We start from the raw sequence: 11,567 nt of genomic DNA, 5'->3' as shown, positions 1-11,567 counted from the left end.
GACCAGATGGGAATTGCTCGGATTAAAACAGACAGATTTCCGATTCAACTTCCAACGACGTAAACAAAATTCCCCGAAAATTTTCGGGGAATTTTTTTAGTTTTTTGTTTTCCCTTTTTGATCCTTTAATTTCCTTCCTTTTAAAATTCTAATCGATAGTCTTCCTATCTAGCAGAATCGATTCATAACCAATATTTAGCTATTACATCCTGAAGGATTAATGTATAATTTACAAAATACTAAGACAAGAAAATTTATTAAAGGAGGATAAGACCACAGGAGAACTTACTTTTCGGGCTAAGGATAGAAGAAATAGAAATTTTCTTTTAAGGTTTTCCTTCTAAGCAATCACACACTATAAACCAAATGTGTTTGAAGCAACTGAATCAAACCAACTCCTATATCAGTATGGAGGATTTACTTTTTGTGTGCAATGTAGAAATAAAAAAGAGGCTGAAATGGCCTCTTTTTTATTTAAGCTCTTACTAATTCGAAGATAGTAATTTCCGGCAGAATGCTACTCTACCCGGATATCCGAGGAATCCGTACCCTACATTTACATAGAGCTGCTTGTGCCCTTCGGTATATAAACCCGCCCATTCATTGTACACATATTTAGCGGGACTCCATTGATAATGCTCACCACGTACGCCAAACTGCATGCCGTGTGTATGTCCAGCAAACATCACATCCACATCGGTATCCAACACCTGAGCTCTCCAATGCGAAGGATCGTGAGACAACAGCAGCTTCACCGCCTTTTCTTCTGTCCCGGCCAAAGCCTTCTTCAGATCTCCTTTCTTAGGAAAGCGGCCCGTACCCCAGTTTTGTACGCCTACCACGGCAATCTCTTCATTATCTACCTTGATGGTTCTGTGCTCGTCCATCAACAAGTTGTATCCCATCACCTTATGGGTATCTATAAGCTTTTGCAGGTTTCTGCGCTTAGCAGGACTGTCCTCCTTACCATAGAAATAGTCTCCATAATCGTGGTTCCCTAGTACCGAATAGACCCCAAGGTCAGCATGCAACTTTGCGAAGATATCCTGATAGTTGCGCATCTCGCTGGCAACATGGTTTACCAGATCTCCCGTAAAGAAAATCATATCCGGCTTTTCTCCCAACAGCATCTCCACACCTCCCAACACGGCTTTCTTATTATAAAATGAACCGGAATGTATATCCGAAATCTGGGCTATGCGCATACCATGAAACGCCTTAGGAAGATTTGGAAGCACCAACTTCTGGTAGCGCACCTCATAATCATATGCCGAAGAAAGGACACCCCATGCCAAGGGAAATACAGGCAAAGAAGCCACCACAATACCCGACTTCAGCAAAAATTCGGACCTAGAAATCTTGTTGGAATGATCTTCCGTCTCCGGCAAAGGCTTCTCCAGCTCTTCCAGATTGTCTTCAACGGATTTTTTAGGATTTACGCTTAAAAGCCTAGAAAGCCAAATACCTCCTCTTCGCAGATCATCTATCGCTAGCACTAGCACATAAATAAACTTGCTTACCGCCGTCAAAAAGAAAGCTACAAGAATCATAGAGCGGTAAATAAGAGGAATATTATACTTAAGCGAAACGAAAAGGCCGATGAGCAAAGCTATAGAGTAACCCCACCACACTATACCGAACCACTTCTCTCTGACGAACCTGATTTTTGTCGACCGAAGAGAAAAGAAGATATAGAAATCGAGGACAAAAAGCAATATAGCGTTAAATACTAACATCATCAATCTCAGTTGGAAAGGACCAATCGCTTCAAGGATTGAATCCATTTCGGATTATCATTCAAACTTTCCACCATCACCACCTCTTCACCTCCCAGCTCTTTGAATTCGTTGGCGTACTCTACCTGAATTTCATCCAATGTCTCTATACAGTCTGACACGAAAGCCGGGCTAAATACCAACAATCTTTTCACTCCTTTGTTTGCCAGCTCATGTAAGGTATCCGAGGTGTAAGGCTGTATCCATGGCGTCTTACCCAGACGGGACTGAAAACATACCGTATAGCGCTCTTCAGTGATGCCTATGCGCTTGGCGATAGCCCGCGAAGTAGCATAACATTGGGAAAGATAGCAATACGGATTCCTTTCTTTCTTACATCCCGTACATCCGAAATCCGGACACTTCAGGCTGCCGCTAGGGTCCACCTTCCCCAACTGCCTCACCGGCAAACCGTGATAGCTGAACAATATATGATCGAAAGAATTAACATCATGTTTCATGCCATTTTCGGCATAAGCTTCGATCATCAGGTCATCCTCACAGAAGCTGCTAACGAAAGATATTTTGGGAATGTACTGCCAGCTGCGGACAATCTCCATCACCTTTTCGATTACCGAGCCCGACGTTGCCGATGCATATTGCGGAAACAATGGTATTACAGTCAGGCTTTCCAAAAGCATTCCCTCCAGTTTCTTCAAGGCTGAAGCTATAGAAGGGTTCTGATAGCGCATGGCGAGCTCTACATGATATTCCTCTCCCAACGCCTGCTGTAGCAGCTCTTTCTGTAGCTGCGAATAGTGCATCAAGGGCGATCCGTGCTCTTCATGCCAGATGGTCTTATAGGTCTCTGCCGACTGCGCAGCCCGCTTAGGTACGATAATACCTTTCACCAAAAGATTTCTACCCAAGACAGGGATATCCATCACGCGACCATCCATCAAAAATTCGGTCAAATATTTTCTAACCTCAGGTGTAGTAGGAGCATCAGGAGTCCCCAATTGCACCAAAAGAACACCTTTTTTACCTTGATAATTCATTGGCACAAAAATAAAAATTATTTATAAGCCCCCTTGTAGAGTTATCGAAAATGATAATGACATGACGGGTATTAGAAGTTTTCCAATGCTCTTTTCACATCTTCCATAAGCCACATCGGGGTGGATGTAGCACCACAAATACCCACTGTATCTCCTTCAGCGAAAAGTGTCTCATCCAGCTCTTCCGGTCCGGAAACAAAGTAAGTATTGGGATTGGCCGACTTGCATACATCATAAAGCACCTTGCCGTTGGATGATTTTTTACCGGACACGAAGACTATTTTGTCATACTGCTTGGCAAAATCACCCAAATCCTCATAACGGTTGGATACTTGTCGACAGATGGTATCATTGGCCTTCACGTCATACCCTCTCTTGATAAGTTCTTCTTTAATTTCGTAAAACTTGTCCACACTTTTGGTCGTTTGGCTATATAAAGTAAACGACTGAGGTAGATTTATACTGTTGAGCTCTTCTAAATCTTGGAAAACGATAGCTTCATTATTGGTTTGTCCCTGCAGACCGATAACCTCGGCATGGCCATGCTTACCGAAAATAAGAATCTTCTCATTCTCATCGTAAGAGGTCTTGATACGGTTTTGCAGCTTCAACACTACCGGACAGGAAGCATCAATAAGGGTAATATTATTTTCCAAGGCTATGCGATACGTTTCGGGTGCCTCTCCATGGGCACGAATCAGCACCTTCTCATTCTGCAAGGTAGGAAGAACGTCATGGTTAATGATACGGAGTCCCTTTGCCTTAAGCCGCGCCACCTCTTCATCATTATGCACAATATCTCCCAGACAATACAGATAGCCGTCTTGTTCTAGAATCTCTTCGGCCATGTCTATGGCGTATACCACACCAAAACAGAACCCCGAATCTTTGTCGATCGTAACCTGCAGATTTTTTGACATATTACAAAGTTACTAAATTGCCGTCTTATCAAAAAAGTTTGGACCAATAACTAAAAAACATTCAATTTAATATTTCTTTATATTTTTTCAAAATCTTTACCTTTGCAAAAAATTTGAGAAAACAAGGTATGGCAACGAACAGAACTTTTACGATGATCAAACCAGATGCAGTAGCAAATGGTCACATCGGCGCTATTTTAAATGACATTATTGCCGGCGGTTTCAAAATCGTGGCAATGAAATATATTAAATTGTCAACAGAAGCTGCTAGTCAATTCTATGCAGTACACAAAGAAAGACCTTTCTTCAACGATCTAGTAAGCTTCATGACTTCAGGACCTATCGTCGCAGCTATCTTAGAGAAAGAAAATGCGGTTGAAGATTTTCGTAAATTAATCGGTGCTACCAACCCTGCCGAAGCAGCAGAAGGTACTATCCGCAATAAATACGCAAAATCTATCGACGCTAACGCTATTCACGGTTCTGACTCTGACGAAAACGCAGAAATCGAAGGTAACTTCTTCTTCTCGCAATTCGAAAGATTCTAATTTGAAATCCGCATAAGCAAAAAAGGACAATCCGAAAAGATTGTCCTTTTTGTTACAAAACATTTAAAAATTTCTTTTTCCCAGATATTCGTCCTCCTTAGAGGTCATCAGCTCTTTATCTTCCTTTTTCTTATCCAGATACCCGCATAGGTGTAGCACACCATGGATAATCACGCGATGCAGCTCATCTCTCTCAGTAACACCGAACTTCTCTGCATTTTCGCGCACACGCTCCACCGAAATGAAGATATCGCCCGCAATAACATTTTCCTCCTCCGAATTGTCGAAAGTGACAATATCGGTATACGTGTCATGATTAAGGTATTGCTGGTTTATGTTCAGCAGATAGGCGTCCGAACAGAAAATAAAATTCAGCTCGGCAACACGCTTGAAACCTTCCGCCTTGACAGTTTCTCCTATCCAAGCTCTTATTTTGCTTTTATCTTTTAAGGTGAAGTCAATGTCCTCACTAAAAAAAGAGATATCCTTTAATGCCATTATTTAAAAACCTTTTGATTCCATATATGATTGCAAGATAATTGTCGCCGACACCGTGTCGATCAACGCCTTACTTTGTCTTTTATTTTTGCGCATACCCGATTGGGCAATAGCCGAAGATGCCATCTTGGATGTAAACCTTTCGTCCACCTCCACCACTTTAATCGACGGAAATTCCTTCTGTAACTTGCGGATAAATCCTACCACATGCTGTGCCGATTCTGATGCTGTACCATCCAGCTGCAGTGGCTTCCCTACCACGAAAGTTTCAACCTGTTCGGTTTTCAGGTATTCCTTCAAAAAGGTAAACACCTCATCAGGATGTATCGTAGTCAGGGACGTTGCTATTATTTGCAGCGGGTCCGACACCGCAATACCAATTCGTTTGGTTCCATAGTCAAAGGCCATCAATCGCATAGGCTTCCAAAATTTTAACAAAGGTACGATTCCATTTTGAGGATAAAAATCTATAACTTTGGTAGAATTTATTATACAATCATTATGCGACAACTTTATTTATTTGTTCTCATCATCTTCCTTCCCTCTTTTGTGAAGGCTCAATCGTATGAGAAAGAGATCGAAGAATACCGCAAAACCATCAAAACACAGCTCGAACAGGACGCCTACGGCCCTCTGCGCAAGGAGAATGTACAATATCTATCTTATTTTCCGGCAGACAAAAAGTATGTCGTGGAAGCGAAAGTGAATTATTTATTTAACGAACCTTCCTTCCGCATGCCTACCTACGACGGCACCAGCAACGAATACAAACGCTTCGCCCTGCTAGAGTTCGAACTCAACGGTGAAAAAACTACGCTTACCGCCTATCAGAGTGTTTCCCTACTCCAAAACCCTAAATACAAAGATTATTTATTTTTACCCTTTTTGGATTTGACAAACGGTGAAGAAACCTACGGTGGAGGACGTTATATCGAGCTGGATGCTTCGACCATCAAAGACAACAAGATTGTCATAGACTTCAATAAGGCATACAACCCTTATTGCGCATACAGCTCCGGCTACAGATGTCCTCAGCCTCCGGCAGAAAACACCATCTATCAGAAAATATTAGCCGGCGAAAAGAAATATGTCGGCCCAAAGAACGAAAGACCCGTAAATAAAAATATGGCACAAGGATTTACAGATAAAGAAAAAGCTATTATCCTCAGTGGAGATAAAGAAAGCAAGATGCATGTATATCAGGTTACGGATGAAAAAGAACTTGCCGTCCTGCGCACGCCCTCCCAAGACGTGAAGGTCGACGACCCTCTGTTGGAAATCTTGGAAAAAAGAATGCTGCTTACCGTTCAGGATCCTGATCATCCCGGCGTAGGTATTGCCGCGCCACAGGTAGGTGTCAACAAAAACCTTATCTGGGTGCAACGTTTCGACAAAGCCGGCGAGCCGTTTGAATTTTACATTAACCCTAAAATCATCTGGCGCTCCAAACTTACTCGGCTAGGGGCGGAAGGCTGCCTCTCTATCCCCGACAGAAGAGAAAACGTGAAACGCAGCTACGCCATACGTCTACAATACTGGGACAAAAAGGGTAATATCATCGAGGAAAACATAGAAGGCTTTACCGCTGTTATCTTCCAACACGAAGTAGACCATCTCTACGGTATACTCTATCCGGACCGCCTAGAAGAACAGGAGAAAAACCCTGATGTCCCACTAAACGATAAAATTCAGTTTTCCATAAATCCGCAAGCAGTAAGACCCTAATAAAAAACGCCGACTGATTCTGTCGGCGTTTTTTATTGTGTTTATCGTTCTATTAGTTTGATTTCAAATAGTTGTGGCCACAGTTTTCCGGTAACGAAAAGACGTTTACCTTTGGCGTCATATGCTATGCCGTTAAGCTCATTGTCCGTCTGTTTTCTCCCTTCAGCCTCCGTATAAAGCCCCACAAGATTAATCCTTCCTTCGACCATACCGTTTTGTGGATTGATAATAACGATAATATCCTGACCGTATACATTAGCATACACCTTTCCTTCAATATATTCCAGTTCATTTAGATTGGCAACAGGGCCGTTCTCATCATACACCCCAATAAACCCTTCTTCTTTTCCGGTTTGTGCATTCAGAAAATACAGCTTGTTACTGCCATCCGACTTGATAAGACGGCTGCCATCGTAAGTGAGTCCCCATCCTTCTCGACTGTTGCCATACTCAAAGGAACCGATCTTTTTAAAGGTATTCTTATCGTAAAAAAACCCTTTGTTATGCTCCCAGGTCAAAAATACAATCTTATCACCCACTATGGTCATCCCTTCACCAAAGAAATCCTCATTCGGTTGTTCGATTTTGATAATTTCACCTGTGTTAAGGTTTACCTTGCGTAGAGAGGTCACTATTCCATCCAACATGCTCGGCTGTCCTGTAGTCTCGTACAAAACCCCGTCGGCATATTGCAGACCTTGTGTATAAGCTTTGGTGTCATGCGGGTACCTGTTTACCACCTCAAACCCATAATTTTTTGCGGCTCCCGGCAGCACCACAATATTGCTGTATGCTATATCTTCCTTACCTTCAGCATACACCTTAGCAGAAAGAGAGCGGTCTCCGAAGCCATAGTTTTTAGTGTCTAACTGTACACTAGTGGTGTCTGTCTTTCGGGCAATAACTTCTCCATCCACCGAGTACACCACAGAATCTATACTGTTGAAAGGAATATTCAGCTTTAGGGTTACAACCTCTCCGAAAGCCACCCTTGTACCTGACTCAGGGTGAATAAACTCGAACTTCCCCTTTGTGGATTTACATCCGAAAACACCCAACACCCCTAACAACGCCATTCCTGCAAAATATCTGATATTCATATTGCTTTGTTATTTCCTGTTAATCATTCCAAAAAGCATCTTTGATAAGCTCTACCCTGCCGTCCGCCAAATATACCGAAACAATATCAAAACGTATATCGCCCTCATACCCTTGCTGTTCGATAAAATTTTCGGCAGCCTCCTGCAGGTGTTGTCTCTTCTTCTGATCCACAAAATCCACAGGCTCTCCAAAAGACGTCATGCTACGGCTCTTCACCTCAACAAAGACCAAAACATCCCTTTCCTTAGCCACAATATCAATTTCCCAACGTTTGTAACGCCAGTTGACGAAAAGTATGCTGTACCCCTGACCTTCCAGATATCGGGTTGCCAACTGCTCTCCGTATTTTCCGCTTTCCAGATGTTTAGCCATAATCTATTTGACAACCGTATTGCCCAACAGCTGTCCCAGCATCTTCTCCGCTTCTTTCAACTTCTGGTATTTGTGCAGCTCTATCTCCATATCTTCTGGAGAAAGATTCTTCTTCAGCTCTTCCCGCACACGAAACATTTCCCGTTCAAACTTACGCTTTTTAATCCTGTAGATTGCTTGTATGACCAAGTCTTTGAGATGTTCTATTTCCTGTGAAACATAGATCTTACGCTTCTCATCATTCCACTTCGGGCTTACCTCATACTTGCTGGCCACACAGTCTATAGCCAATGCCGACACCTCAGGATCTTGGCTGGAGACAAAGTATTTTGCATCCGGCACCTCGAAGTTTTCGGCCTTCCTTCTGAACTCCTCCACAATTTTTGCTGAAGCAGCATCTTCAAAGGTCACATCCTCAATACTTCCCAGCAGATAGGGCGCTACAGGAGTATCTCCGTCCCCTTCCCATGTCACCAGTTCCTGACCATAGTTCAATAATATGCGTATGATTTCTCTTTCCTGCAATATGTCGGAGGTAAACGAAGTGGCCACTGTCGGCTCGTTGCTGCCTCCCACTCCTCTTTCTTCGTCCGTCAGGAAAAGATCCGCCGGAGGCTCCTGCGGGCTGACAGTCACCGCCCCCTGTTTGGATGCAGCCTGCGCCTTTTTCTCTTGCGAACGAGCCTTGCTGATACGCATCTTGTTGAGCTCTGACAGCAACACCCGTTCCTCAATATCCAACAGCGTACTACACTGACGTATAAATAGAGAAACCTTGATTTCATCAGGAATCAAAGCGATGCTTTGCACAACCTCTCGGATAACTTCCGCTCTTTTGATAGGATCGTCATGTGCGTCCTTAAGTAGAATATGAGTCTTGTAGAAGATAAAATCTTCCTGATGCTGTTCTATATACTCTTTGAAGGCTGCGGAGCCTACTTGCTTGACATAAGAATCGGGGTCATTGCCATCCGGGAAAAGCAAAACTTTTACGTTAAGTCCTTCCTCCAAAAGCATATCGGTACCCCGCAAGGACGCTTTGATTCCCGCCTCATCCCCATCGTAGAGGATGACAACATTTTTCGTAAAGCGTGAAATCAGCCTTATCTGCCCCGTAGTGAGGGAGGTTCCCGAGGAAGCTACCACATTTTCTACGCCGGCCTGATGCATGGCTATGACGTCGGCATACCCTTCCACCAGATAGCATAGGTCGGCATCCATAATAGCCTTCTTCGCAAAATAGATACCGTAAAGGACATCCGATTTATGATAAATCTCGGACTCTGGTGAATTGACATATTTCGGAACAGACTTGTCGGTCTTGAGCGTCCGCCCGCCGAAACCTATCACCCGCCCCGTAAGATTATGGATAGGGAAAATAACACGCCCTCTGAATCTGTCGTACAGCGAATGGTCGTCTCGCTCTATAGCAAGGCCTATCTCTTTAAGATACTCACTCTGGAAGCCGGCCCTCTTAGCCTCATCTACCAAAGCCGTCCATTGGTCAGGAGAGTAGCCTAGCTCAAACTTCTTTATTATATCTTCTCTGTAACCCCTCTCCTTGAAGTAGGACAACCCAATAGACTGTCCTAACTCCGTCTCCCATAGATTTTCTTTAAAAAACTTGCTTGCCCACTGGCTTAGCACAAAAAGGCTCTCACGTTTATCTTGCGCGGCAATCTGTTCCGGCGTACGTTCTACCTCCTCAATTTCGATATGGTATTTATTGGCCAGATAGCGGATAGCCTCCGGATAGGAGAACTTCTCCAGCTCCATGACAAACTTCACTGCATCACCTGCCGCGCCACACCCGAAACATTTGTAAATACCTTTAGAAACGGAAACGTGAAAGGAAGGCGTCTTCTCATTATGGAAGGGACATTTCCCGATTAAAGAGGTTCCCCGTTTCTTTAAATCCACAAAATCTCCTACTACCTCATCAATACGGGCGGTATCTAGCACTTTATCTATGGTTTCTTTTGCTATCAAGATAATTCTCCTTTGATGTTCGACGCGCTTTTCCTCAAATTTAGAAATTATCCCCCATATTTAGGGCGAAATAACATTTTATAACACTTCTATGTGAAAAGTACTTACAAACATTTATTACTTTTGTTAGTAATATCAAAAACAACAAAATGGCTTTTCAAATAAAGAAAATATGCTGTATTGGTGCCGGTTACGTTGGTGGCCCTACCATGTCCGTTATCGCTAAGCAGTGTCCTGATATACAGATCACATTAGTGGATGTTAACGCTGCACGTATAGCGGCCTGGAACGACGACAATTTGGACAACATTCCGGTGTACGAACCAGGACTGGCTGAAATCGTAGGAGAGTGCCGCAACAGAAACCTCTTTTTCTCAACCGACATCGACAAAGCCATAGATGAGGCCGATATGATTTTCATCTCCGTGAATACCCCTACCAAAAATTATGGTAGAGGAAAGGGGATGGCAGCGGACTTGAAGTATATAGAGCTCTGCGCAAGACAGATTGCTCATGTAGCGAAAAACGACAAAATCGTCGTAGAAAAATCTACCTTGCCAGTACGTACGGCAGCAGCACTAAAAAGTATCTTGGACAACACGGGTACCGGCGTAAACTTCCACATTCTGTCCAATCCCGAATTTCTGGCAGAAGGAACAGCCATCAAAGACCTGCTCGAACCAGACAGAGTGTTGATAGGAGGTGAAAACAAAGATGCCATCCAAGCGTTGGTGGACATTTATGCCCGCTGGGTGGATAGAGATAAAATACTGACCACCAACCTTTGGTCTTCAGAACTTTCCAAGCTTACGGCAAATGCCTTCTTGGCACAGCGCGTCTCTTCTATCAACTCCATTTCGGAGCTGTGTGAAAAGACTGGCGCCAATGTGGACGAGGTTGCCAAAGCCATAGGTATGGACTCGCGTATAGGCCCTAAATTTTTGAAAGCATCTGTAGGGTTTGGTGGCTCTTGCTTCCAAAAAGATATATTGAACCTTGTATATATCGCCAGAAGCTATAACCTTCACGAAGTGGCGGACTACTGGGAACAGGTCATCATCATGAACGACCACCAAAAACACCGATTCGCCGACAACATTATCCAGACCCTTTTCAACACGGTCAACGGTAAAAAGATTGCCATATTAGGCTGGGCCTTCAAAAAAGATACTAACGATACCAGAGAGTCTGCATCTATCTACGTGGCGGACTATCTGCTCAACGAATTGGCCAACATTTCGGTCTATGACCTAAGGTGCCGGCAGAAAAAGTTTTTATTGACCTAGACAACCTGAACTCTCGTCCTTCGGAAGAAAATAGAACCTTAGTAACCGTAGAAAAAGACCCTTATCTGGCCTGCAAAGATGCGCACGCCATAGCCATCCTCACTGAATGGGATGAATTTAAGGATTACGACTGGAAACGTATTAAAGAGCATATGATGAAACCGGCCTTCATCTTTGACGGACGTAAGCTGCTCAACCGTAAAGAGATGGAAGCTCTTGGATTTATTTATTATGCTATTGGATGAAATAAAAAACATAAAAGTGAATCGAATATATTACCTTCGACCTTTTTATCGTTTTAATTACCCTTAAACTSTAACCATTWACCAATGACTTTACAAGCTAATCATTGTTT

12 protein-coding genes are annotated in these 11,567 nt (G+C 43.3%); 4 read left to right on the top strand and 8 right to left on the bottom strand.

Annotated features, from left to right (window positions below; genetic code table 11):
• Positions 1–485: 485 nt before the first annotated feature.
• The 3 genes from SD31_RS04605 to SD31_RS04595 all read right to left on the bottom strand — a co-directional run bounded on the left by SD31_RS04605 (position 486) and on the right by SD31_RS04595 (position 3,693).
• Positions 486–1,784 carry a metallophosphoesterase gene (locus SD31_RS04605; RefSeq protein WP_410528233.1) on the bottom strand — a complete coding sequence of 433 codons (1,299 nt, stop codon included), beginning with the start codon at positions 1,782–1,784 and terminating at the stop codon, positions 486–488.
• Positions 1,745–2,773, bottom strand: a complete 1,029-nt coding sequence (hemH, locus tag SD31_RS04600) for a ferrochelatase (RefSeq protein ID WP_039053275.1) — start codon at positions 2,771–2,773, stop codon at positions 1,745–1,747. The genes SD31_RS04605 and hemH overlap by 40 nt, the downstream gene beginning before the upstream one ends.
• A 71-nt stretch (positions 2,774–2,844) precedes the next feature.
• Entirely contained in the window at positions 2,845–3,693 is an 849-nt protein-coding gene (locus SD31_RS04595) for a 4-hydroxy-3-methylbut-2-enyl diphosphate reductase (RefSeq protein ID WP_039053274.1), read from the bottom strand.
• 128 nt (positions 3,694–3,821) lie between these two features.
• On the opposite strand from SD31_RS04595, the gene SD31_RS04590 reads away from it, so the two are divergent.
• Complete coding sequence (locus SD31_RS04590; protein ID WP_039053279.1) at positions 3,822–4,241, top strand: nucleoside-diphosphate kinase; 420 nt, start codon at positions 3,822–3,824, stop codon at positions 4,239–4,241.
• A gap of 63 nt (positions 4,242–4,304) precedes the next feature.
• On the opposite strand, the gene ybeY is transcribed toward SD31_RS04590, so the two are convergent.
• Positions 4,305–4,739, bottom strand: a complete 435-nt coding sequence (ybeY, locus tag SD31_RS04585; protein WP_039053273.1) for an rRNA maturation RNase YbeY — start codon at positions 4,737–4,739, stop codon at positions 4,305–4,307.
• Between the two features lie 3 nt (positions 4,740–4,742).
• Positions 4,743–5,156 (bottom strand): Holliday junction resolvase RuvX, encoded by a 414-nt coding sequence (ruvX, locus tag SD31_RS04580; protein ID WP_039053272.1) that lies wholly within the window; start codon positions 5,154–5,156, stop codon positions 4,743–4,745.
• A gap of 84 nt (positions 5,157–5,240) precedes the next feature.
• Between ruvX and def the strand changes: the two genes are divergently transcribed.
• On the top strand, positions 5,241–6,464 hold the full coding sequence (gene def / locus SD31_RS14925; protein WP_052258652.1) for a peptide deformylase: 1,224 nt from the start codon (positions 5,241–5,243) through the stop codon (positions 6,462–6,464).
• A 41-nt stretch (positions 6,465–6,505) separates the two neighbouring features.
• Here def and SD31_RS04565 read toward each other — a convergent pair whose 3' ends face one another.
• The 3 genes from SD31_RS04565 to dnaG are packed head-to-tail and all read right to left on the bottom strand — an operon-like array spanning position 6,506 to position 9,926.
• Positions 6,506–7,564, bottom strand: a complete 1,059-nt coding sequence (locus tag SD31_RS04565) for a glutaminyl-peptide cyclotransferase (protein ID WP_231561172.1) — start codon at positions 7,562–7,564, stop codon at positions 6,506–6,508.
• Positions 7,565–7,583: 19 nt separating this feature from the next.
• Positions 7,584–7,937 (bottom strand): YraN family protein, encoded by a 354-nt coding sequence (locus SD31_RS04560; RefSeq protein WP_039053271.1) that lies wholly within the window; start codon positions 7,935–7,937, stop codon positions 7,584–7,586.
• Between the two features lie 3 nt (positions 7,938–7,940).
• Complete coding sequence (gene dnaG, locus SD31_RS04555) at positions 7,941–9,926, bottom strand: DNA primase (protein ID WP_039053270.1); 1,986 nt, start codon at positions 9,924–9,926, stop codon at positions 7,941–7,943.
• A gap of 149 nt (positions 9,927–10,075) precedes the next feature.
• Here dnaG and SD31_RS04550 point away from each other — a divergent pair, with 149 nt between their 5' ends.
• Complete coding sequence (locus SD31_RS04550; protein ID WP_262506532.1) at positions 10,076–11,212, top strand: nucleotide sugar dehydrogenase; 1,137 nt, start codon at positions 10,076–10,078, stop codon at positions 11,210–11,212.
• Positions 11,182–11,457: a UDP binding domain-containing protein gene (locus SD31_RS19880; protein WP_262506531.1), complete on the top strand. Its 276-nt coding sequence runs from the start codon at positions 11,182–11,184 to the stop codon at positions 11,455–11,457. Before SD31_RS04550 ends, SD31_RS19880 begins: the two co-directional genes overlap by 31 nt.
• Positions 11,458–11,567: the final 110 nt, after the last annotated feature.

This window comes from Sphingobacterium sp. T2 (assembly GCF_000814685.1).
In the GTDB taxonomy this organism is placed as follows: Bacteria; Bacteroidota; Bacteroidia; order Sphingobacteriales; family Sphingobacteriaceae; genus Sphingobacterium; species Sphingobacterium thermophilum.
This window is presented reverse-complemented; position numbering and strand designations above follow the sequence as displayed.

Excerpts from the sequence above, each read along its gene's own strand:
- SD31_RS04590 (WP_039053279.1), top strand. The coding sequence starts at position 3,822 with ATGGCAACGAACAGAACTTTTACGATGATCAAACCAGATGCAGTAGCA.
- ybeY (WP_039053273.1), bottom strand. The coding sequence starts at position 4,739 with ATGGCATTAAAGGATATCTCTTTTTTTAGTGAGGACATTGACTTCACC.
- SD31_RS04560 (WP_039053271.1), bottom strand. The coding sequence starts at position 7,937 with ATGGCTAAACATCTGGAAAGCGGAAAATACGGAGAGCAGTTGGCAACC.
- def (WP_052258652.1), top strand. The coding sequence starts at position 5,241 with ATGCGACAACTTTATTTATTTGTTCTCATCATCTTCCTTCCCTCTTTT.
- ruvX (WP_039053272.1), bottom strand. The coding sequence starts at position 5,156 with ATGCGATTGATGGCCTTTGACTATGGAACCAAACGAATTGGTATTGCG.
- SD31_RS04595 (WP_039053274.1), bottom strand. The coding sequence starts at position 3,693 with ATGTCAAAAAATCTGCAGGTTACGATCGACAAAGATTCGGGGTTCTGT.
- SD31_RS04605 (WP_410528233.1), bottom strand. The coding sequence starts at position 1,784 with ATGGATTCAATCCTTGAAGCGATTGGTCCTTTCCAACTGAGATTGATG.
- SD31_RS04550 (WP_262506532.1), top strand. The coding sequence starts at position 10,076 with ATGGCTTTTCAAATAAAGAAAATATGCTGTATTGGTGCCGGTTACGTT.
- hemH (WP_039053275.1), bottom strand. The coding sequence starts at position 2,773 with ATGAATTATCAAGGTAAAAAAGGTGTTCTTTTGGTGCAATTGGGGACT.
- SD31_RS04565 (WP_231561172.1), bottom strand. The coding sequence starts at position 7,564 with ATGAATATCAGATATTTTGCAGGAATGGCGTTGTTAGGGGTGTTGGGT.